We start from the raw sequence: 22,257 nt of genomic DNA on the forward strand, positions 1-22,257 counted from the left end.
GCGTTCCACGCGTGACTGTTTGCAGTTCATATTATCTCTCCCTGGTTGACCTATCCGCGCTCAGGCAAGCTGAGAGTCCGCGGGCGCTCCAACCAACCCCCTTCACCGTCCGGCACGATCTCGACCACGTCGACCCGGTTATCCTGAATCCCCGTAATGCGGCCATAGTTACGCCCCAGATAGTCACCAACCTTGACTCGATGCACACTTCCAGCACCCTGAATAAGGGCCTGCATGCCGTTGTTATTGCTCAAAGTACCAACCATTTCGAAGCTTTCAATATTAAAGCCTTCAAGAAACTGCTTTACGCGATTCTCGTCCGGCTTAATGTCCTGAGAGCCACGCTGACGCTGGGTTAGATCTATGCGAATGGGCGGCTGAAAGGGACTTCTCAAAGAAGCTGCGCTGTAAGTGAAAGCCTCATAGGGCTCAAAGCGCGGTAAAGGCTCGATTTTCCCGGCTGGTCTGGCACGCGTTTCATCCATAAAGCGCTGCAGATCAGCAAACTCATTACCACCACACCCCGCCAAACCAAATATGGCGAGAAGCGATATGCAGGTTAGGTTCTTGTTAATCATTATTCTTGGCCTCCTGCATCATTGTAGCGATAGGTCTTGGCCACAATATTCATTGTCAGAAGGTCTGGATTGTCCGCACTAATCGGCTCGATCACAAAGTCATTGAGCGTCACGATGCGGGGCAAACCTGCAACACTGCTAACAAAAGTCGCGAGATCATGGTAACTACCCCGAACCACGATATTAATTGGCAGCTCAACGTAAAACTGTTGTGCCACTTCAGGCTGCAGTGTAATCGACTCAAACTCCAAGCCGCTATTGAGGCCCATCTGTGTAATATCCTCCAGCAGACCAGGAACCTCACTGTCTTTCGGCAACTGCTTCAGCAAGCCGCTGAAGCGCTCCTCGATTTCTGCCAGCTGCTCCTTATAGGCTTCCAGATTAGCGGCACGAAACGACTTATCTTGATACTCCTTGCGCAGCGTAACCTCTTGCGACTCTACCCGCTCCAGGCCTGACTGGAGGTCTTTCAGATGAAACTGATAGCCCAACAGCAGCAGCACGACAAACACCAGCACACAAACAATCACCTTGAGTGCGCCGGGCCAGGAACCAATGTTATTGAAGTCCAGGTTATTTAAATCAACCTTCTTCAAGCTCTCAATCGATTGCGAAAGACTCATGGCTGCTGTTCTCCCTCAGCGGCACTGGCACGCGGCTCAGTTTGCTTCACTGTCAGCTCGAAGACGTTAGCCTGATCAAGCGCTCCAGAAGTAACCGCTCGTACTGCCGTCAAGTTTGGTGAAACCAGCCAATCAGAGGCATCCATCTGACGCATCAATTTGGATACACGGCTATTGGACTCGGCACCACCTTGGATGCTTACAGAAGCCCCCTTCATGGCGACAGATGTAAAATAGACGCCGTCCGGCAAGGTCCGAGTCAACTCATCAAATACCCTGACGATAATGGGACGATTGCCCTGAAGATCCTGAATGATCTTCATGCGATCCAGCAGCTGAGTACGGCGGGCCTGCAACTCTTCGATTTCCTTGATACGCGATTCCAGAAGAGTGATCTCCTTCTGAAGAAAAGCGTTGCGGGCTTTCTGGTGCTCAATTTTGCCGTTCAGGTGACGATCACCGAGGAAGACCAAAGCGCCAGCAAAGACGACTACCAGCGCGAGAATGGTCAAAAACTCCTTTTTTCGTTCTTCCCTTAGCTGCTCGCGCCAAGGCAAAAGGTTAATGCGAGCCATTAGTCAAAACTCCTCATTGCCAGACCACAGGCAATCATCAATGCAGGCGCATCATTACTCAGCGCCACAGCATCAACCTTGTTCGACAGGGTCATGTTTGCGAATGGGTTGGCAACCAGGGTTGTTGTGCCGATCTTCTGCTGAACCAACTGATCAAGACCCGGGATAGAGGCAGTACCACCCGCGAGCAGGATGTAGTCCACGTCGTTGTATTGACCGCCAGCGAAGAAAAACTGCAGCGAACGAGAAACCTGCTGCACCACTGCGTCCTTGAACGGACCTAGCACTTCACTTTCAAAGTCGTCAGGCAGGCCGCCCTGCTTCTTGGCCAAGCCTGCTTCTTCCTGCGACAAGCCATATCGCCGCTGAATTTCGTCGGTCAGCTGCTTGCCGCCAAATAGCTGCTCACGGGTATAAATGATCCGCCCTTGACTGAGCACACTCAACGTCATCATGGTAGCGCCGATATCAATCACGGCAATGGTCAGCCCATCATCACCAGCATCGAGCTGATGGATAACCAGCTCACATGCCCGCTCCATCGCATAGGCCTCGACTTCCACCACTTTGGCGGTCAACCCGGCTAGCGCCAGAGCAGCTTCGCGAATATCAACATTCTCTCGACGGCAGGCTGCCAGCAGCACTTCTTCGCGCTCGGCATTACGAGGGGAGACACCTTGAACTTCGAAATCGATAGCGACTTCATCGAGCGGGTAAGGAATGTACTGATCAGCCTCGAGCTTGATCTGCTCTTCCATCTCATCGGGATCCAGACCAGCATCCATCTCGATGGTTTTGGTGATCACGGCCGAACCTGCCACAGCGACGGCAGCCTGCTTCAACGAGGAGCGAGAGCGCGCGAGCACTTTCTCCAACGCCTGGCCAACGCCTTCGAGTTCGACAATATTTTTCTCAACCACCGCGCCGGATGGCAAAGGTTCAACCGCGTAGGCTTCGACCTTGTAGCGGTTGCCTGAGCGACTAAGCTCGAGCAGCTTCACGGTTGTGGAGCTGATATCGATACCCAGAAGCGTATTCGCTTTTTTCTTTATGAGCCCTAGCACAGCCAATTTCCTATCAGCATCCGACACTTACGGACGGTTTATGTTTTCCTACATTAAATAACAGTACTTGTACAAGCGCAAATAGCTAAATCAAAAAAAATACGCTTATAATGCACCCTGCTACACCCTTCGAAGAGCAGCCATACTGCTAACTTTCTAATTATTCAGGGAATTCCGCATCCCTTATGCGTTTATTAAAATTTATATTCTGGTCACTTTTAGCACTAGCTTGCACCCCAGTAATGGTGCTTAGTGGCGTCGCACTTTATCTCAGTCCGGCTTTACCAGACGTAGACACCCTTCGGGACGTTGAGCTGCAGACACCACTGCGGATATATAGCACAGATAATAAGCTGATTGCAGAGTTTGGTGAGATGCGCCGCTTCCCAATTACCTACGATGAGGTGCCGAGCACATTTGTGCACGCTCTACTGGCCGCCGAGGACGATAATTTCCTTCATCACCATGGCGTTGACCCAGCAGGCTTGGTACGCGCCGCTGCAGAGCTTATACAGACCGGCCACATTCAAACCGGTGGCAGCACTATCACCATGCAGGTCGCCAAAAACTACTTCCTGTCCAGCAACCGGGTATTCTCGCGCAAGCTAAACGAGATCCTGCTGGCACTGCAAATTGAGCGCAACCTGACCAAGCAGGAAATCTTTGAGCTCTACATTAATAAGATCTACCTGGGCAACCGTGCCTACGGCATCGAGGCTGCAGCACAGGTCTACTACGGCAAGTCCATCAGCGAGTTACCGCTCGCAGATCTCGCCATGATTGCCGGGCTGCCCAAGGCACCGTCACGGTATAACCCGATATCCAACCCAGAACGCACCAAAGAGCGGCGGGACTGGATCCTACGGCGAATGCTTACGTTGGGCTACATTGACCAGGCCAGCTACGAGACCGCAGTAGCTAAACCCATCACTGCCAGCAACCACGGAGCCAATCCAGAAATGGAGGCGCCTTATATTGCTGAAATGGCCAGACTAGAAATGGTTGAACGTTTTGGCGACGAAGCCTATACCCAAGGCTACAACGTATACACTACAGTCAGCAGCGAGATGCAGGACCTGGCCAACCATGCGCTGCGCACTGGTCTGCAGGAATATGACCAACGCCATGGCTACCGTGGACCCGAGGCGCGCAATCCAGACATCACCTTGGAAAAAGGCGCCAGCCTGCTGAATAATTACCAAAGTCTTGGTGGCCTTGAGCCTGCGCTCGTTATTGCTGTGAATGAAGACAATGTGGAACTGGCATTCCGCCGTGACCCGCCCGGCACTATTGCCTGGGATGATATGAAATGGGCTCGGCCTTATTTGAGCGCAAACGGCATGGGGCCTCGCCCAGGAAAACCTGCTGACGTGCTTCAACCCGGCGACATAGTCCGTGTCAGCTCGGTTGAGGGCGAAAATCAATACCGGCTTGCTCAACTGCCCAAGGCACAAAGTGCCCTTGTGGTACTTGGCCCACAAGATGGCAGCATCAAAGCGCTCATCGGCGGCTTCTCATTTGTCGAGAGCAACTATAACCGCGCAACCCAGGCCCGCCGGCAGCCCGGCTCCAGCTTCAAGCCATTCCTCTACTGCGCTGCGCTGGATAACGGCTATACACCTGCCAGCCTAGTCAACGATGCCCCGCTGGTGTTCGTCGACGACTATCTGGATTCCATTTGGCGCCCCAAAAACTCGGGTGGCGATTTCCTTGGCCCGATCCGTTTGCGCGAAGCCTTGTACCGTTCACGTAACCTGGTATCCATCCGCCTACTGCAGGACCTTGGCGTAGACCATGCCATGACCTACATAGAGCGTTTCGGTTTCTCCAAGTCGGAACTGCCGCGCCACCTTTCAGCCGCCCTCGGCACATCCGAGCAGACGCCACTGCAAATTGCGCAGGGTTACACCACCTTCGCCAACGGCGGTTATGCGGTTAAACCCTACCTGATCGATCGTATCGAAAACCGCTACGCTGAGCTGATCGACTATGCTCGTCCGGCCGTTACACCAGCGCAAATGGAGCAGGAGCAAGCCAGACTTGATGCGTATTATCTGCGCAAGCCCGAAGGCCCAGCACCCGAAGTTGAAAAAGCAGAGCGCGTAGTAGATGGGCGCACTGTTTACCAGCTCAACAGCATGCTGCGCGATGTCATCCGGCGGGGTACGGGTGTGCGTGCCCGTGCACTGAACCGTAATGACCTGGCGGGCAAGACGGGTACCACCAACGAGCAAAAAGACGCATGGTTCTCCGGCTTCAACCCGGGACTGGTGGCAACGGCATGGGTCGGCTTTGACCAACCAAGCACATTGGGACGTCGGGAGTTTGGCGGCACTGCGGCATTACCAATCTGGATGAAGTTCATGGGCCCTGCACTGGAAGGCGTTCCAGAGGAAAGGCTACGCATGCCCAGAGGCATGGTTACGGCGCGCATCGACGCCGACACAGGGCGCAGCGCACCGCCAGGCAGCAGAAACGCGTTCATGGAAATATTCAAGCAGGAAGACGCACCACCACCGTATAGCGAGCTCGGCTTGGGTGGCTATGGCAGCGGCGGCGCCTCTACCCCGCTTGAGCTGTTCTGAGATAGCGTCAACAGTTGCTGACGTAGCCAGCGATTAACCGGATCGTGCTCCGCGGCCTCATGCCAGTAAAGGTTGAGGCCGATGGAGGGCAATGGCAGTGGCATGTCCAGTAATCGCGTACCCAGCGCTGCGTTAGTCAGCTCGGCATGCCGCCTGGACATCGTCAGTAACAGATTGCTCTGTGCAACCACCAGGCTCGCCGCCTGATAGTTCTGGCAGCGGTGAACTACTCGTCGCATCAAGCCCATATGCCCTAACGCCAAATCCTCGTAAGACAACCCTCTACGCCATGACGCCACCGCAACATGCTCGGCGGCCAGATAACGCTCAGTAGTCAGATCGCCCTCAAACCCGGGGCCTGCAACCACGCATAAGGGTTCAGCCAGCAACTGCATCTGCCGCAAGTTGGCGTCAACCGGACGTGCTATCTGCACCGCCAGATCAATCCGCCCTGCTGCCAGCTCAAGCTTCAATTCAGACCAGCGCAAACCCGCCGTACGCACCTTGCATCTGGGCGCACAGCGTTGCAGATGAGCCAGCAGTGGTGGCAATAAAACCAGCTCCAACTGCTCTGGCAGGCTCAAAGTGAACGTGCGCTCATCCCGCAGCGGGTCGAAGTCCTGTAGCCCATCAAGACTGCGCTGCAGGCGCGCAAGGCTGTCACTGATTACTGGCGCCAGGCGCAGGGCCAACGCCGTGGGTGTCACCCCGCGCCCTTCACGCACAAACAGCGGATCACTGAACTGCTCGCGCAAGCGCGCCAATGAGTGACTCACTGCAGATTGACTGACATGCAGAACCGCTGCGGAACGCGTCAGACTGCGCTCACGAAAAACCACCTCGAAGACCCGAAACAGATTCAGATCCATGCGCGCAATCGATGGAATAGCATTCATTTCATTCATAACAAGAAGCCTTTAAACCCGGATGAAGCACAATGAAGACGATTAAAACGACAACATATGAAGCTTATTCATGATTATAGATGAATAAGCTTCGCTTCATACCAGCGCCTCTAAAGCCTAAGCTGCACAACACAACAATTAATAACCGAGGGCAATAAGATGCAGGAAATCGATTACTTGACCACTTTACGCGCCCTGCAGCAGGCCGCATGGCCCTCCGACGCGCCCACCGAGCCGGTATATCCATTGGGCGAGCAACCGCTGACTCGTTACCTGCAACACTGGGCAAAAAAGTCACCGAATAAAACCGCCATTCATTTTTATGGCCATCAACTCAGCTACGCCGAACTGGACGACCTGAGTAATCGTTTTGCCGCCCTGCTGTATCAACAAGGGATTAATCCTGGCGACCGGGTTGCGGTGTTCATGCCCAACTGCCCGCAGCTGCACATCGCCTTCTACGGCATCCTCAAGGCCGGCGCCATTCATGCGCCCGTTAGCCCGATGGCCAAGGGTATGGAGTTGAGCTATCAGCTAAACGACAGTGGCGCCAATGCCATCGTTTGCTTTGATCAGTTATTACCGGTCGTGCGCGACATTCGGGCAGAGACCAGCCTGCAGTTGGTGATCAGCACCAGCCTGTCCGAACTCTGCCCGGCCCAGCCGCCCATCCCGGTGCCCGATCTGCTGCAGGCGCCCAAACTGCCGATCACCGATAGCATCGACATGCTGCCTGCCCTGCAGACTATTGCACCGGCAGACAACCTGCCCGAATTGAACCTCGATGATATCGCTGCGCTGAACTACACCGGCGGCACCACCGGACTGCCCAAGGGCTGCATTCATACCCACGGCGACATGCTCTACACCTGCGCCAGCTTCCTGCCGGTTGCACTCGGGCTTGATGCGGAGCGCATCAGCCTGAACTTTATGCCCGAGTTCTGGATTGCCGGTGAAAATGCCGGCCTGCTCTATCCGGTCTTCGCCGGTACCACGCTGGTACTGCTGGCACGCTGGGATGCCCTGACCTTCATGAGCGCGGTGCAACACTACCGCGTCAAGCAGACCGGACTGCTGGTCGATAGCGCCTCCGAGGTGCTCGATCACCCGCAGGTTAGCGAATTTGATTTAAGCTCGCTGGAAACGACCAGCTGCGTCTCTTTCATCAAGAAGCTGACGCCCGAGTATCGACAGCGCTGGCGCGCATTGACGGGCTGCACCCTGTTTGAAACCAGCTTCGGAATGACCGAAACCCATACCTGCGATACCTTTACTGCAGGCCTGCAGAAAGATAATTTCGATCTCAAATCGGCACCGACTTTCGTTGGCCTGCCGGTGCCCGGCACCGAGTTCAAAGTCTGCGATTTTGCCACTGGCGACCTGCTGCCACTGGGTAGCGAAGGCGAGCTGTGCGTACGCACACCTTCACTGCTAAAGGGCTACTGGAACAAACCCGAGGCCAGTGCCGAGGCGCTGCGCGATGGCTGGTTGCATACGGGTGACAGCGGCGTGATTACCGAACAGGGTTTCATTCGTTATCTTGGGCGGCGCAAGGAGATGCTCAAGGTCAACGGCATGAGCGTATTCCCCAGCGAACTGGAAGCCATGCTTGGCCAGCACCCGGACATCCTTGCTTCAGCGGTGATCGGCAGACCTGATGAGCAGCGCGGGCAAATGCCCGTGGCCTTCATTATCTGCAAGCCCGGCAGCAATAGCAGCGCCGAATCACTGCACGCCTGGTGCAAGTCCGCCATGGCCATTTTCAAGGTGCCGGAGATCCGCCTGGTGGATACATTACCCATGACGGCGACCGGCAAGGTCAAAAAACAGGAACTACAGGATTGGATCAACTAAGCATGCCATTCAACAGCGTACTGATCGCCAACCGCGGCGAAATCGCCATCCGCCTTGCCCGCGCACTGGCAGAGATGAATATCACCAGCGTCGCGGTCTACGCCGAAGACGATGCCGAATCGCTACATGTACGCCGTGCCGACTCAGCCATCGCCCTCACGGGCCAGGGCGCCGCCGCCTATCTGGATATGGAGCAGTTAATCAGCGCTGCCAAGGCGCAGGGCTGTGATGGCATTCACCCAGGCTACGGTTTTCTCAGCGAAAACGCCGAGTTTGCCCGCCGTTGCCAGGCCGCGGGCATCACCTTTATCGGCCCGGCGCCTGAGGTACTCGAGACCTTCGGCGATAAGGCCAGCGCACGGCGACTGGCATTGCAGAAGGGTGTGCCACTGGTACAAGGCACCAACGAGCCCACCTCACTGGAGCAAGCGCGCGAATTTATGCAATCACTCGGTGAGGGTGCTGCAGTGATGCTCAAGGCGCTGGCGGGTGGCGGCGGACGTGGCATGCGCGCGGTGCGTCATCTGGATGAACTGGACGAAGCCTTTGCCCGCTGCAGCTCGGAAGCCAAAAGCGCGTTTGGCAATGAGTCGCTCTATATCGAGCGCCTGATTACCCGTGCCCGGCATATCGAAGTACAGGTCATCGGCGACGGCGACGAGGTTAGCCATCTCTGGGAGCGCGACTGCACCCTGCAAAGGCGCAATCAGAAACTGCTGGAAATCGCCCCCGCCCCATCGCTCGACGCCGGTGTCCGCGAGCAACTGCTGCTTGCGGCCAGAACCCTTACCCAAGCCGTCGGCTACCGCGGTCTGTGCACTGTAGAGTTTCTGCTGGATGAAGACGCGGGCGACTTTGTGTTTATGGAGGCCAACCCGCGTATTCAGGTAGAACACACGGTCACCGAAGCCGTCACCGGCATTGATCTGGCACAAACCCAGATTCGTCTTGCCGCGGGCGCCAGCCTTGCCGAACTGGGACTGCAGCAGGCGCAGATACCCGCCGCATCAGGCTTCGCAGTGCAGCTACGGGTTAACCTGGAGAGCATGGGTGAGGACGGTAGCGCACGCCCCGCAGGTGGCATCTTGAGCGCCTACGAGCCGCCCAGCGGCCCCGGCGTACGTGTAGACGGTTATGGCTATAGCGGCTACACCACCAGCCCTCGCTTTGATTCGCTCATCGCCAAACTGATTGTGCAGGCCGATGACGACTACGCTGGCGTGCTGCGCCGCGCCTACCGCGCTCTCTGCGAATTCCGTCTGGAAGGGGTGAGCAGCAACCTGCAGTTTCTGCAAAACCTGCTGCAGCATGCAGCCGTCAAGGCCAACGATGTCAGTACCGGCTTCATCGAGGCGCATGCTTCGGAGCTGACCGCAAACCAATCCAGCGCGCACCCACATCGCTACTTCAGCGCCGGCAAGACGGCAGGCACCGAGCAGCAAGAGGCGATAGCCGCTCCCGCAGGAACCGAGCCGCTCAAATCCCCCGTGCAGGGTGTACTGGTCAGCCTGGATGTGGCCATTGGCGACGCCGTCGCCGCCGGCCAGCAGGTCGCGGTACTCGAAGCCATGAAGATGGAGTTTGTGGTCAAGGCTGAACAGAGCGGCATTGTTCGTGCGCTGGCGATCGAGCCCGGCGCGGGGGTATTTGAGGGCAGTGCCCTGCTCTACCTTGAGCCTGCCGAGGTGGCGGCTGACCAACAGCTGAGCGAAGAAGCCATTGATCTGGAGTACATTCGTGCGGATCTACACGAAGTACTGGAGCGACAGGCTGACCTGACCGACGAGCGCCGCCCAAAGGCGGTCGCCAAACGCCGTAAGACCGGCCAGCGCACCGCGCGGGAGAACCTGGCGGATCTGCTCGACGACGGCAGCTTTATGGAATACGGCGGCTTTGCGCTCGCCGCCCAGCGCAGCCGCCGCACGCACGCTGAGCTGCTGGAAATGAGCCCGGCTGACGGCCTGATCACTGGCATTGGCACCATCAACGCCGCGCAATTTGGCGCTGAAGCCGCACGCTGCATGGCTCTGTCCTACGACTACACCGTATTTGCCGGTACCCAGGGTGTGACCAATCACAAGAAAACCGACCGCATGCTGGAATTGGCGGAGCAATGGCAGCTGCCGCTGGTGTTCTTCACCGAGGGCGGCGGCGGCCGGCCCGGTGATATCGACAAGGTGGGCGTAGCCGGGCTCGATTGCACTACCTTCATGCGCATGGCGCGCCTGTCCGGCATGGTGCCGACCGTGGGTGTGGTATCCGGCCGCTGCTTTGCCGGTAACGCCGCGCTATTGGGTTGCTGCGACGTGATCATTGCGACCGAAAACGCCACCATTGGCATGGCTGGTCCGGCGATGATTGAGGGTGGTGGCCTGGGCCGCTTTACTCCCGAGCAAGTCGGCCCGGTCAGCATGCAGAGCCCTAATGGCGTGATTGATGTGGTAGTGGCGGATGAAGCCGCCGCCACTCAGGTGGCCAAGCAATACCTCTCGTACTTTCAGGGCGACACACCTGACTGGCAGTGCGCCGACCAGCGCGAGCTACGCCACCTGATACCGGAAAACCGTCTGCGTGTGTATGACATCCGCCAAGTCATCGACAAGCTGGCCGACGCCGGCTCGGTACTGGAATTACGCCGACAGTTCGCGCCGGGGCTAATTACCGCGCTGATCCGTATCGAAGGCAAACCCTTCGGCCTGATTGCTAATAACCCCATGCATCTGGGTGGCGCTATCGATGCGGTGGCCGGTGACAAGGCGGCGCGCTTCATGCAGCTGTGTCAGGCGCATGGGCTGCCCATGGTATCGCTGTGCGACACCCCCGGTTTCATGGTCGGTCCAGACGCCGAGCAGCAGGCGACTGTGCGACATGTCTCGCGCATGTTCGTCACCGCTGCCAGTCTGAGTATCCCGTTCTTCACTGTGGTTTTGCGCAAGGGCTACGGGCTGGGCGCACAGGCGATGGCCGCCGGCAGCTTCCACGCGCCGCTGTTTACCATCGGCTGGCCAAGCAGCGAGTTCGGCGCCATGGGACTCGAAGGTGCGGTGCGGCTGGGTTATGCCAAGGAACTGGCAGCACTGGAGGATCCCGAAGAACAGCAGGCGTTTTTCGACAAGATGGTGGCTGAGCTATACGCCCGCGGCAAGGGCATCAGCATGGCCAGCTTCCTGGAAATAGACGCCGTGATTGATCCACTGGAAACGCGTAACTGGCTGCTGCGCGGCCTCAACGCCGCGCCTGCTGAATCACGCCGCAAAGGCACTCGGCCGTTCGTGGATACCTGGTAATCCGGCTTAGTTCATCGTCAGCTGCAGCCGCTGAGCCTTTTCCAGCTCCAGCGGCTGATGGCTGACAATCACCAGCATACCGCTCGCCTGGCGCCGCAAAAGCGCGGCCAATACCTGCTCGCGGGTAGCGGCATCCAGGCCGGCAAAGGGCTCATCCAGCAACAACAACGGGCGCTGCGCCAGCAGCAATCGCGCCAGCGCAATGCGCCGCGCCTGTCCGCCGGAGACTTGCGCGCCGTACTCGCCAAGCGTGGTATTCAACTGCGCCGGCCGAGCACGCGCCCAATCCGCCAGTGCAACATCCTCCAGCACTGCCCAGAGCTGCTGCTCCGTAGCCGCTGGCTGCCCCAAACGCAGGTTTTCAGCCAGCGTCATATCGAATATGTCCAGCTGCTGCGGCAGGTATCCGATGACGGAGCGCCACTGCCAGTGCTCGTATGCCTTGCCGTTCAACAAGCGCTCGCCACTATAGTCCAGCGGTTCGCCGGCCAGCACCTCCAGCAGGGTAGACTTGCCACAACCGGAGGGGCCGCTCAGCAATAGTACGTCGCCCGCCTTCAGCTGCAGATCAACCTGCTGCGGACCGCTCAGCGCTCCCTCGTGCCGTGCGCTCAGACCACTCAGACTCAAGCTGTACAACTCGGTCAGTGCCGCCGCACCCTGCTCTGTCTGCTTTGCCGGCTCGCTGGTCAACTGGTTCAGTCGGTCGCGCGCGGCCTGGCTCAACCCCAATGCAATAAAACTCTGCGCCAGCGGCAACAGCACCTCCGTCAAGCCCAACAGCCCCAGCACCGCCGCCAACAGCAAAGGCAAACTAAGTTCGCCAGCCTGTACCAGCAAGCCGCCCTGCCAGAGCATACCCAACAAACTCAAGGACAAGCCAAGCTGTTGCCCCGCAGCAATCAGGCTGACCCATTGCTGCTGTCGCAGGCGCTGCGCGCTGAAGCGCTGATCTTCACCAGCAAACACCGCCTGACGTGCCGACCAACGCTGCCAAAGCAGCAGCGGGGTCAGCATCTGCAGATTATCCAGCAACAGAATGCGCCGCTGCTCGGCGAGCCCGACGTCGGCCCGTGCCAGTCGAGCAGCGTGCCGCCCCGCCAGCAAGGGCAACAGCAACCAGGCCAACAGCACACCCGGCAGCGCTGCCAACGCCAGCAAGGGCGCCAGTAGATAAAAGCCACCCAGCAACACCGCGGTTAACAGCGACGCCCAGAACCAGGGCGCGACCACCCGCAGGGGAAAGAAGTCGAGCAGATCAATATCCGCTACCAGACGATGCATAGCGCTGCTGGAGCGGGTCACCGCGCTGTGACCGCGCCCCGCGACACGGGCGAACAGGCTGATGCGCAAATCCTTTAGCAAGCCGAGTGCTGCGTGGTGCGATGCCAGCCGCTCGGCGTAGCGTCCACCAGTGCGCACAATGGCGCACAGGCGAATCAGTGCCGCCGGCCGAAAATAGTCAAAGCCGTAAGCCGCTGTGGTGGTCAAACCCGCCAGTGCCGCCGCGCTGATAAACCAGCCGGATATTGCCAGCAACGAGATGGCAGCAAACAGGGTGCAGCCCCCCAGAAACAGCGCCAGATTCCACTCACCCATACGACTACGCAACAAGCCGCGCAGCCGTATCGAGTTCAGTTTCCGATTCATGCTGTCACCTGCGTTACGCTGGGCGCATCCAGACTGACGACCCGGTCCACCCACTCCAGGCCACCGAGTTCATGACTGACCAACAGCACAGTGCGCCCCTGACTGAGGCGCTCCAGCAACGCGTTGATATGCGCAGCTGTTTGCGGATCAAGGTGGGCTGTAGGTTCGTCCAGCAGCCAGACCGGTGTGTCACGCAGCAACAGCTGCGCCAGTGCCAATCGGCTCAGCTGACCACCCGACAACCCCAGCCCACGCTCACCCAGGGGCGTTTGTAGCTGCAAGGGTAGCTGGCGGATAAGCGGCCAAAGGGCGACCTGATCCAGTACCGCGACCAATTGCGCGTCGCTGGCTTCGGGGGCCGCCAGACGCAGATTGTCTGCCAGATTGCCGTGCAGGAGTTGTGGCTGCTGTGACAGGAAGCCCAGCTGTTGATGCCAATCTGCGCGCCGCAGTGTCAGCAGCGATTGCTGATTGATGCGAATCTCACCACCGTAAGGGAGAAAACCGAGCACGGCCTGCAGCAGGCTGGACTTGCCACTGCCGCTGGCGCCCTGCAGCACTACTCGCTCACCCGCAGCCAGCTGCAAGTTGAAGGGTGCCAGGCGCTGGGCTATGTCGAGCTGGTGAAACGCCAGTGACGGCGCCGTACTCAACTGCAACGGCTGCTGCCCCGGATGCTGCCAAACCTGCAACTCAAGCAGCGGCATTAGCTCGGTCAGTGCGGCCTCGGCTTCTGCCTTGGCGTGATAGTCCGAGCCCAACTGACGCAACGGGTTATAAAACTCGGGCGCCAACAGCAGAATAAACAAGGCGCCCTGGTAAGGCACCGGAATACTGCCCTTGGCCCAGGGCAGTATTCCCAGCAGACCTAGGCCCAGGTAAAGCGCCACCAGCGCGATAGCCAGCGCCGAGAAGAACTCCAGTACCGCACCAGACAAAAAGGCCATACGCAGCACGCCCATGGTGCCGGCACGGTAGTGCTCGGCCGCCTGGGTCACCTCAGCCTCGGCTTGCGGTACCGCCTGCAGATGCTGAAGCGTCTTCAAGCCACGCAACAAATCCATAAAGCGGCCACTCATACGCGCCAGGGCAACAAACTGCTTCTGGCTGGCAGCGGCGGCCGCTTTACCCAACAAAACCATAAAAAGCGGTACCAGCGGTGCCGTAACCAGCATCAGGATGCCAGCCAGTGGGCTGTAATAGAAAATGCAGAGCAGCAGCGTAAGCGGCACCAACACCACCAGATAGCGCTGCACGTGATAGCGGCTGATATAACCATCCAGCGCATCAACCTGCTCCAGCAGGCGGCTGCCCAACACCGCATCGGCGCCCAGCGCCTGCCTTCCTGGCCCCAGCGCCGCCAACTGTGCCAACAACTGTTCACGCAGTCCGCTACGCGCTCGCAGGCTGACCTGCTGACAGAGCCGTTCGCGGCCATACTGCAACAGCGGGCGCAGCAGCAGACAAAGCAGCAACCAGGGCAGAAGATCGCGCAACAGACTGACGTTCAGCGCGGCGGCGCCTAGCTGCTGCCACGCCACTAGCCAATCGGAGAACAATAGCGCCAGCAACCAGCTTTGCCACACCAGCAGCAAGGCCGAGATATAGCCCAGCATCAGCGCAGCGTTCAGCAATGGCTTGTGCGGCGCCAGCACCTGACGCAGCCAGTGCTGTACGCCGCCGCGAGAGGCCTCAGTCGGTCTGATCTTCTTCACCCACGTAGCCGTTGAGTTCCAACCACATCGCGTTGACGATGGCGAAAGACGAAGCCAGCAGCACACCCAGAATCCAAGCGAAATACCACATTGCGTTCTCCTTAATACATGCTGTGAGTGTTGTCGCGAATTTGCTGTTCATTCAGGCGGCCGCGCATCACGAAATAACCCCAGGCGGTGTAGGCCAGAATCAGCGGTACAAACACACAGGCCACCACAAACATGATCGATAACGTGGTTTCACTGGCGGTAGCATCCCACATGGTCAAACTGTGATTAGGCATCAAGGATGACGGCATAACGAAGGGGAACATGCTGATGCCAGTGGTAACCAGCACCATCGCCATCGCCAAAGCCGAGCTGACAAAGGCCGACACGTGCCAGGTCAAGCGACTGAACAGCGAGCACAATACGAAGCCGATAACACCCAACGCCGGCACCAGCCACAGCAGCGGTTGCTTGCCATAATTGTTGAACCAGGCACCCGATACCACTTCCACTACCTTGTCAGTTGTATGGTTGGCACCGTTGGTGTCAATCACACTGACCACTTGGTAACCGTCGACCCCCAGCCACAGCCAGACACCGCCGAGAACAAAGAGTACGGCACAAGTCAGCGACAGCAGACTGGCGATCCGCTCGCTGCGCGCCTTGATTTGCCCTTCGCTCTTGAGTTGCAGATAGGCTGCGCCGTGATTGACGAACATCAGCAGGCTCAGAACGCCGGCCAGCAACGCAAAAGGATTGAGCAAACCCAGCAGATTGCCGGTGTAGTCCAGTCGCAACAGGTTATCGAACTGGAAGGGCACGCCCTGCAACAGGTTGCCAAAGGCGACACCGAAGATCAGCGCTGGCACAGCAGAGCCCAGCGTCAGCAACCAGTCCCAGCGGCTGCGCCACTGCTCATTGTCGATCTTGGAGCGATACTCCAGCGCCAGCGGGCGCAGGAAGAGTGCAAATAGCGTCAGCATCATGGCCAGATAAAAGCCACTGAACGAGGCGGCGTAGACCGTCGGCCAGGCGGCGAACAGCGCGCCGCCTGCCGTCACCAGCCAGACCTGATTACCATCCCAATGTGGCGCAATGGTATTGATCATGACACGGCGCTCGTCGTTGTTCTTGCCCACGACCTTGAGCAGTGCTGCCACGCCCATATCAAACCCGTCGGTGACCGAAAAGCCAATCAGTAGCACACCAATCAGCAACCACCAGATAAACCGCAGCGCTTCATAATCCATGATCAAGCCTCCTGTACATGGGTGGTTTCAAGGTCATAGCGACCGGTATGCAGGCTGGACGGGCCCTTGCGTGCATATTTGGTCATCAGCCATACCTCGATAATCACGAAGATGGTGTACAGCACAGCAATGGAAATCAGCGTGAACCACACTTCGCTAACCGACAGACTCGACACCGCCAAATGGGTTGGCAGAATTTCACCAATGGCCCAGGGCTGGCGGCCGTATTCGGCAACAAACCAGCCGGTCTCACAGGCAATCCAAGGCAGCGGCAGACTGAATATGGCGAACTTGAGCAGCCACTTGGGTTTATCCGGAGTGCGCCGCGCGCTATGCCAGAAGGCGCAAGCGAACAGCAACAACATCAGCATGCCGCAGCCCACCATCACACGGAAGCTCCAGAACAGCGGCCAGACCTTGGGCACGGTCGCCTCTACTGCCGCCGCGATTTCTTCCGGGCTGGCGTTAAGCACATCGTCGGTATAACCACTGAGCAGCAGACCAAACCCGAGGTCATCGCGCACCGCGTTAAAGGCCTCCAGCGTGGTCGCAGATTTGTCGCCGGCACGAATACGCTGCATCAAATCGTAAGCTTGCTGCCCACGCACGATTCGCTTCAGGTTGTTCTCTTTGATCTCACGCAGGCCGGGCACCTGCTCGTCCAGCGAGCGAGTCGCAATCAAGCCCAGTACCGCAGGAATCTTGACGGCATAATCGGTGTGCTGCGTTTCCTCGTTGGGCAAGCCAAACAGGGTAAAGGCAGCAGGCGCTTCCTGGGTTTCCCACTCCGCCTCGATTGCGGCCAGCTTCACTTGCTGCACCTCACCGGCCTCGTAGCCCGACTCGTCACCCAAGACGATGACCGACAATACGCCGGCCAGACCAAACGCGGATGCAATGGCAAAACTGCGACGGGCAAACGGCAGATCACGCCCCTTGAGCAGATACCAGCTGGAAATGGCCAGCATGAAAATGGCGCCGGTGACATAGCCAGCCGAAACGGTATGTACAAACTTGACCTGCGCGACCGGATTCAACAGCACTTCCGCGAAGCTGGTCATTTCCATGCGCATGGTTTCAATATTGAACTCGGAGCCAATCGGGTATTGCATCCAGCCGTTGGCGATCAGGATCCATAGCGCCGACAGGTTGGTGGCAATCGCCATTAACCAGGTCACCGCCAGATGCTTGACCTTACTCATGCGCTCCCAGCCAAAGAAGAACAGACCAAAAAGCGTGGACTCAAGAAAGAAAGCCATCAAGGCTTCGATCGCCAGAGGCGCGCCAAAGATGTCGCCGACATAATGCGAGTAGTAGGCCCAGTTCGTACCAAACTGGAACTCCATCGCCAAGCCGGTGGTTACGCCAAGAGCAAAGTTGATACCGAACAACTTGCCCCAGAACTGGGTCATATCGCGGTATATCTGTTTGCCGGTCATCACATACACCGACTCCATAATGGCCAGCAAAAAAGCCATCCCTAGCGTCAGAGGTACGAACAGAAAGTGAATCATGGCAGTCAGGGCAAACTGCATTCTGGAAAGATCAACAATGTCCATCTGCATGCTCCGTAGCAGTGCGGAAAATCAGGAAGGGCCGTCAGATCAGGTTGGCACCTCCGGCAAGCCCTTGGCACAAAGCCGTCTCAGGGCAAACGTGGAGCCTTGACTGTTTTGTCAGCCGCGGGCTGGGCGCGAGCGCGCAAGCCTTTGCACATTGAGTGCCGAGCCACAGTACAGTGCGCTTGCAGCTGGCTAATTGACATGCATCAACAATAGCTGCTGAGCCGCTGCGACGGGGGGTCGCAGCGGCTCAGCAGCATGCATTAAAGATCAAGAGGAGAAGATACGAGACTGAACTAGTCGCCGAGTAGCACTACGCGATCTGACCGTGGCAACAGTGCGGCGTCATGCCCCAGAAACAAGGCAGTGCGACCCGCCAGCCAAGGCTCCAGGCGCGCACTGACGCGGTCTCGGGTAGCGGCGTCGAGACCACTGAATGGCTCGTCGAGAATAATCAGTGGCGCGTCCTTGAGCAGCACGCGCGCCAGCGCCAGGCGACGCCCTTCACCACCGGACAACTGTGTACCTGACTCACCCACCCAGGTATTCATACCGGCTGGCATTGCATCGACCAGATCCGCTAGATCTACCAGCTCCAGCACTGCCCAAAGCTGCTCTTTGGTGGCTGCCGGGTTACCCAGCAGCAGGTTGGCACTGATGCTGTCGTGCAGCAGTTCAGTCTGCTGCGTCAGATAACCAACCCTGGCTCGCCACTGCTCCAGCGAGAGCGCCTGCAGCGATACATCCCGTGGGCCAGCAGCGCCCACACTGACTACCCCGCAATCCGGGTCGATCAAACGTGATGCCAGTGCCGCCAGCGTGGACTTGCCAGCACCCGAGGGCCCGATCAGCGCCAAGCGCTCGCCGCTGTGCAATACCAGATCAAAATCCTGCAGACCGGCGTGCCGGACGCCAACGCCCTGCCAATGCAGTGATAGCTCGGAAGGCACGGGCGCAGGATCAAGCGGCTCGACCAGACGACTGCTCATAGCGACCTGCTGATTCAAGCGCGTCGCAGCCGCGCGAGTAGCACCGCCCTGAGCGAAGGCCGCCGGCAAGCCCGCAAAGCCTTCGCTCAGGGCCATCAGCGCCAGCGGGATCATCACCATCACCGGCCCGGATAACACACCAGCGGCATAAGCCTGGATCGTGCCGAACAGGCACACAGCTACCGTGCTCATTACTCCCAGGGTTGCCAGTGCTTGCCCGCAGGCAACACGCCCCTGCAGCACGAGCTGTTCGCTTAGCATCTGCTGGCTGGCTGCCAGCAAGTGCTGCCGATGCCGCTCAATGGCGCCCGCCGCCGCCAGCTCTGCCTGCCCCTGCAACTGCTCTAACGCCAGCACGCGTAACGCGTCCAACTGCTCCACCCGTCGCGCGCTGTAGTGCAAACCCAAAAGCGCCATACCTAGGGTCAGCGCAAGCAACAAGGACAGCAGCATTGCCCCGGCAATGAGTGCCAGCGACACATGGAAGACTGCGATCAAGCCGCAGACCAGCACAATGCCGAGCAGCGCCACCAAAGGCGGCGCCAGCAAGCGCAGGTACAGCGTATCCAGCGTATCGATATCTGCCGTCAGACGGTTTAACCACTGCGCAGCGCGCAGGCGACTGAGGGTCGCGCCATCAAGCAGCGTCAGCGCAGCAAAATGCCGACCGCGCAAATCTGCCAGCAGGCTGAGTACCGTGTTGTGGTTGTAAACGCGCTCTGAGTAGCGCGCCACTGTGCGGGTCAGCGCGAAGAAGCGTATACCGCTACCCGGCATGTAGATATCAAACATCACCTTCTGCCCTGCCGCCCACAACAGTGCAGTCACCCCGGTTGCGGTAATAAACCAGCCAGATAACGCCAGCAACCCTATCGCGCTAAAGAGCGTCAGCGCCATCAGCAAGGCGCCCAGCAACAGCCGCATACGCCGCTGCATCATCAAGGCCAGCCAGGGCTTCAACTCAGACATCTGCCAGGCGCCCCTTTTCCAAGTGGTAGCGTCGACTGGCCAGCGCCATCAAGCTCGGGTGATGCGTAGCGATGACCAGCGTTCTGCCAGACGCCGCCAGCGCCCTTAGCGCTACAATGACCGCGCCCTCACTATGCTCATCCAAACTGGCCGTAGGCTCGTCCAACAGCACCAGCGGAGCATCAGACAGCCACACCCGTGCCAATGCCAAGCGTTGCGCCTGCCCGCCCGAAAGGCCTCGCCCGCCTTCGCCCAGCAGCGTGTCCAGTCCCTGTGGTTGCGCGGCCAACAGAGCGCTCAAGCCGACCGCCTCAATCGCCTGCAACAGCGCAGAGGTATCCGCTTGCGGTGCAGTCAGACGCAGATTCTCGGCCCAACTTCCCTTGATCAAAAAGGGTTGCTGGCCTAACCACGCCAGCGGCTGCTGACCGGGCGACTGCCCAAACAGACTGATAGCACCTGTCGTCGGCGTGACGAAGCCGGCAAGACAATGCAGCAGGCTCGACTTGCCTGACCCGGAAGGACCAACCAACGCGACCACTTCAGCACGGCGGATATCCAGTGAAACCTGGTCCAACGCCCGATCTCGGCCCGGATAGTCCAGCGACAGACCGCTAATCTGCACCAGGCTATCATCGGAACCGGACACGACCATTTGCGGACGCGCCACACTGGCGGCTTCTACCTGTAATGCAGCCATGCCATCGGCTGCGCCAAGCGCGGCCGCGCGATCGTGATAGGACTGCGCCAGACTGCGCAGTGGCTGGAAGAACTCGGGCGCAAGTAGCAGGATCAGCAAGCCGGAGAACAGCGTCAACTGCCCCGCTGGCCCGTAATCTATATAACCGAGCAAACCGAAGCCGATGTACATCGCCACTACTGCAATCGCCACCGAGGCAAAAAACTCCAGCACGGCAGAAGACAGAAATGCCACACGCAAGGTGCGCATGGTTACCGAACGATAACGCTCGGCCGCGTCCCGAATCGAAGCTGTGGCCGCCCCGGTCTGACCAAACAGCTGCAGACTGGTAAGACTACGTACTCGATCAAGAAAATGCCCGGCCAGCCGCCCAGCCTCCAGCACGTGCTGCTGACTGATCTTTTCCGCACTCATGCCAATAAGCGCCATAAACAGAGGGATCAGCGGTGCCGCCAGCAACAGAAACAGCGCCGCGAGCCAGTCAAGCCAGAACACCAGCAGCAGGATCAATAAAGGAGACAGCAGTGCGAGCCACTGCTGCGGAAGATAACGCGCGTAATAACCATCAAGGGCTTCGACCTGCTCGACCCATTGATTGGTCAGCATCGCACTGGAGCGATCGGCCAAGCGCACCGGACCAAGTAACGACCAATCTGCAGCCAACTGCTCACGTACCTGCTGTCGCACCCTGGCACTGGCATGTTGGCCGCAGCGCTCCTGAGCGGCCTGAGCAAACGCGCGTAGTATTATCGCCAGCAGCAAACCGCCTGCCGGCCAGAACAAAGAAGTAAAAGGGAGCCCAACAATCAGGAGTGCATGCACCAGCCAGGCGATCAAACCCATCTGTACAATGATGGCGAGGGTCTGCAGCACCCCCGCCAGCACCGCTGCACGCAGCAAGCCCCTGACAGCCAGCCCCTGCTGCCGCAGCCAGCTGCGACTGCGGCGACCAGACTCAGTGATAGCCTTCACCCACGCGCACCTTGCCGCGGAAGATCCAGTAGGTCCAGGCCGTGTAGGCGAGGATGATCGGAATTACAAACAGCATCCCAAGTAACAGGAACAGCTGTGATCCCGGCGCCGAGGCGGCATCCCACAAGGTGAAATTGGGCGGAATAACGTAAGGCCAGCGGGTCCACAGCAAGGCAAAATAGGTAGAGAAAAACATCGCCATGGTGGCCAAAAACGGTACCACTTCCTTGCGTTTACGCAGCCCACTCCATATCTGATAGGCAAAAAACAGCGCCAGCAGCGGGAATATCCAGATCCAGCGCACCATAGAGAACCAGCGCTCATAGGCACTTGGGTCCACCGACGGCGTCCAGATACTGATAATGCCAAACACACCTAACACTGCAGCCAACAACCAGGGCGCAACCCGGTAGGCCCACTGCTGGATATAACCTTCGGTTTTCATGATCAGCCAGGTGCTACCCAGCAACGCGTAGCCTGCCATAAGGCCTACACCGGTCATCACGGTAAAAGGCGTAAGCCAGTCAAAGGCGCCACCAGCGTAAACCAACCCTTCGGTTTTATACCCCTGAATATAGGAGCCAACCACCACGCCCTGGGCAAAAGCAGCCAGATAGGAGCCGCCGGCAAAGGCCCAGTTCCACAGATAGCGTGAGGTTTTCGCCTTGAAGCGAAACTCGAACGCCACACCACGGAAGATCAGACCCGCGAGCATCAAAAAGACGCCAATGTACAAAGCCGGTAGCAGGATCGAGTAAACCAGCGGAAACGCCCCGAGCAGGCCAGCGCCACCCAGCACCAGCCAGGTTTCGTTGCCATCCCAGACGGGCGCTACCGAGTTCATCATCACGTCGCGGGCATCTTCATCCGGGGCAAACGGAAACAGCATCCCGACGCCCAGATCGAAGCCATCCATCAGCACATACATGATCACCGCGAAGGCAATAATCATCGCCCAGATCATCGACAGATCAAAGATTTGCGATTCCAT

General features: G+C 58.4%; 16 protein-coding genes. 3 read left to right on the plus strand and 13 right to left on the minus strand.

The features are described from left to right. Positions 1 to 50 precede the first annotated feature (50 nt). The 4 genes from pilP to EF096_RS13705 are packed head-to-tail and all read right to left on the minus strand — an operon-like array spanning position 51 to position 2,840. Positions 51 to 578: a type 4a pilus biogenesis lipoprotein PilP gene (gene pilP, locus EF096_RS13690; RefSeq protein ID WP_123890317.1), complete on the minus strand. Its 528-nt coding sequence runs from the start codon at positions 576 to 578 to the stop codon at positions 51 to 53. Beyond that, positions 578 to 1,201: a type IV pilus inner membrane component PilO gene (locus tag EF096_RS13695; protein WP_123890319.1), complete on the minus strand. Its 624-nt coding sequence runs from the start codon at positions 1,199 to 1,201 to the stop codon at positions 578 to 580. Before EF096_RS13695 ends, pilP begins: the two co-directional genes overlap by 1 nt. Further along, positions 1,198 to 1,776 carry a PilN domain-containing protein gene (locus EF096_RS13700; RefSeq protein ID WP_123890321.1) on the minus strand — a complete coding sequence of 193 codons (579 nt, stop codon included), beginning with the start codon at positions 1,774 to 1,776 and terminating at the stop codon, positions 1,198 to 1,200. The genes EF096_RS13695 and EF096_RS13700 overlap by 4 nt, the downstream gene beginning before the upstream one ends. Next, the gene (locus EF096_RS13705) at positions 1,776 to 2,840 is read right to left on the minus strand and encodes a pilus assembly protein PilM (RefSeq protein ID WP_123890323.1); all 1,065 of its coding nucleotides are present in this window, start codon (positions 2,838 to 2,840) and stop codon (positions 1,776 to 1,778) included. The genes EF096_RS13700 and EF096_RS13705 overlap by 1 nt, the downstream gene beginning before the upstream one ends. Positions 2,841 to 3,025: 185 nt before the next feature. Here EF096_RS13705 and EF096_RS13710 point away from each other — a divergent pair, with 185 nt between their 5' ends. Further along, positions 3,026 to 5,425, plus strand: a complete 2,400-nt coding sequence (locus EF096_RS13710; protein WP_123890325.1) for a penicillin-binding protein 1A — start codon at positions 3,026 to 3,028, stop codon at positions 5,423 to 5,425. Here EF096_RS13710 and EF096_RS13715 read toward each other — a convergent pair. Next, entirely contained in the window at positions 5,383 to 6,330 is a 948-nt protein-coding gene (locus EF096_RS13715) for a LysR family transcriptional regulator (RefSeq protein WP_123890327.1), read from the minus strand. The genes EF096_RS13710 and EF096_RS13715 overlap by 43 nt on opposite strands. 177 nt (positions 6,331 to 6,507) lie before the next feature. Here EF096_RS13715 and EF096_RS13720 point away from each other — a divergent pair, with 177 nt between their 5' ends. Both EF096_RS13720 and EF096_RS13725 read left to right on the plus strand, forming a co-directional pair. Then, positions 6,508 to 8,184, plus strand: coding sequence for an AMP-binding protein (locus EF096_RS13720; RefSeq protein WP_235869741.1), 1,677 nt, complete (start codon positions 6,508 to 6,510; stop codon positions 8,182 to 8,184). A 2-nt stretch (positions 8,185 to 8,186) separates the two neighbouring features. Further along, positions 8,187 to 11,471 carry a carboxyl transferase domain-containing protein gene (locus EF096_RS13725; protein WP_123890331.1) on the plus strand — a complete coding sequence of 1,095 codons (3,285 nt, stop codon included), beginning with the start codon at positions 8,187 to 8,189 and terminating at the stop codon, positions 11,469 to 11,471. 6 nt (positions 11,472 to 11,477) lie between these two features. Here the strand turns inward: EF096_RS13725 and EF096_RS13730 are convergent, their stop codons facing one another. The 8 genes from EF096_RS13730 to cydB (EF096_RS13765) all read right to left on the minus strand — a co-directional run bounded on the left by EF096_RS13730 (position 11,478) and on the right by cydB (EF096_RS13765) (position 22,257). Continuing rightward, entirely contained in the window at positions 11,478 to 13,121 is a 1,644-nt protein-coding gene (locus EF096_RS13730) for an amino acid ABC transporter ATP-binding/permease protein (protein ID WP_123890333.1), read from the minus strand. After that, positions 13,118 to 14,836 carry a thiol reductant ABC exporter subunit CydD gene (cydD, locus tag EF096_RS13735; RefSeq protein WP_235869742.1) on the minus strand — a complete coding sequence of 573 codons (1,719 nt, stop codon included), beginning with the start codon at positions 14,834 to 14,836 and terminating at the stop codon, positions 13,118 to 13,120. The genes EF096_RS13730 and cydD (EF096_RS13735) overlap by 4 nt, the downstream gene beginning before the upstream one ends. Continuing rightward, complete coding sequence (gene cydX / locus EF096_RS13740; protein ID WP_123890335.1) at positions 14,814 to 14,927, minus strand: cytochrome bd-I oxidase subunit CydX; 114 nt, start codon at positions 14,925 to 14,927, stop codon at positions 14,814 to 14,816. Before cydX ends, cydD (EF096_RS13735) begins: the two co-directional genes overlap by 23 nt. Positions 14,928 to 14,937: 10 nt before the next feature. Then, a complete protein-coding gene (gene cydB, locus EF096_RS13745) occupies positions 14,938 to 16,077 on the minus strand; it encodes a cytochrome d ubiquinol oxidase subunit II (protein ID WP_177412350.1) in 1,140 nt (379 codons plus the stop codon). Next, the gene (locus EF096_RS13750; protein WP_177412346.1) at positions 16,077 to 17,633 is read right to left on the minus strand and encodes a cytochrome ubiquinol oxidase subunit I; all 1,557 of its coding nucleotides are present in this window, start codon (positions 17,631 to 17,633) and stop codon (positions 16,077 to 16,079) included. Before EF096_RS13750 ends, cydB (EF096_RS13745) begins: the two co-directional genes overlap by 1 nt. Before the next feature lie 299 nt (positions 17,634 to 17,932). After that, a complete protein-coding gene (gene cydC, locus EF096_RS13755; protein ID WP_123890339.1) occupies positions 17,933 to 19,594 on the minus strand; it encodes a thiol reductant ABC exporter subunit CydC in 1,662 nt (553 codons plus the stop codon). Further along, positions 19,587 to 21,266, minus strand: coding sequence for a thiol reductant ABC exporter subunit CydD (gene cydD, locus EF096_RS13760; RefSeq protein WP_123890340.1), 1,680 nt, complete (start codon positions 21,264 to 21,266; stop codon positions 19,587 to 19,589). The genes cydC and cydD (EF096_RS13760) overlap by 8 nt, the downstream gene beginning before the upstream one ends. After that, positions 21,250 to 22,257, minus strand: a complete 1,008-nt coding sequence (cydB, locus tag EF096_RS13765; RefSeq protein ID WP_123890342.1) for a cytochrome d ubiquinol oxidase subunit II — start codon at positions 22,255 to 22,257, stop codon at positions 21,250 to 21,252. The genes cydD (EF096_RS13760) and cydB (EF096_RS13765) overlap by 17 nt, the downstream gene beginning before the upstream one ends.

It is taken from the genome of Pseudomonas neustonica, assembly GCF_003797945.1.
GTDB classification, from domain to species: domain Bacteria; phylum Pseudomonadota; class Gammaproteobacteria; order Pseudomonadales; family Pseudomonadaceae; genus Halopseudomonas; species Halopseudomonas neustonica.

Bases quoted from the DNA above. Each gene is read 5' to 3' on its own strand.
- cydB (WP_123890342.1), bottom strand. From the start codon at position 22,257: ATGGAATCGCAAATCTTTGATCTGTCGATGATCTGGGCGATGATTATT.
- cydC (WP_123890339.1), bottom strand. From the start codon at position 19,594: ATGTCTGAGTTGAAGCCCTGGCTGGCCTTGATGATGCAGCGGCGTATG.
- cydX (WP_123890335.1), bottom strand. From the start codon at position 14,927: ATGTGGTATTTCGCTTGGATTCTGGGTGTGCTGCTGGCTTCGTCTTTC.
- EF096_RS13725 (WP_123890331.1), top strand. From the start codon at position 8,187: ATGCCATTCAACAGCGTACTGATCGCCAACCGCGGCGAAATCGCCATC.
- EF096_RS13730 (WP_123890333.1), bottom strand. From the start codon at position 13,121: ATGAATCGGAAACTGAACTCGATACGGCTGCGCGGCTTGTTGCGTAGT.
- EF096_RS13700 (WP_123890321.1), bottom strand. From the start codon at position 1,776: ATGGCTCGCATTAACCTTTTGCCTTGGCGCGAGCAGCTAAGGGAAGAA.
- EF096_RS13715 (WP_123890327.1), bottom strand. From the start codon at position 6,330: ATGAATGAAATGAATGCTATTCCATCGATTGCGCGCATGGATCTGAAT.
- EF096_RS13695 (WP_123890319.1), bottom strand. From the start codon at position 1,201: ATGAGTCTTTCGCAATCGATTGAGAGCTTGAAGAAGGTTGATTTAAAT.
- pilP (WP_123890317.1), bottom strand. From the start codon at position 578: ATGATTAACAAGAACCTAACCTGCATATCGCTTCTCGCCATATTTGGT.
- EF096_RS13750 (WP_177412346.1), bottom strand. From the start codon at position 17,633: ATGGACATTGTTGATCTTTCCAGAATGCAGTTTGCCCTGACTGCCATG.
- EF096_RS13710 (WP_123890325.1), top strand. From the start codon at position 3,026: ATGCGTTTATTAAAATTTATATTCTGGTCACTTTTAGCACTAGCTTGC.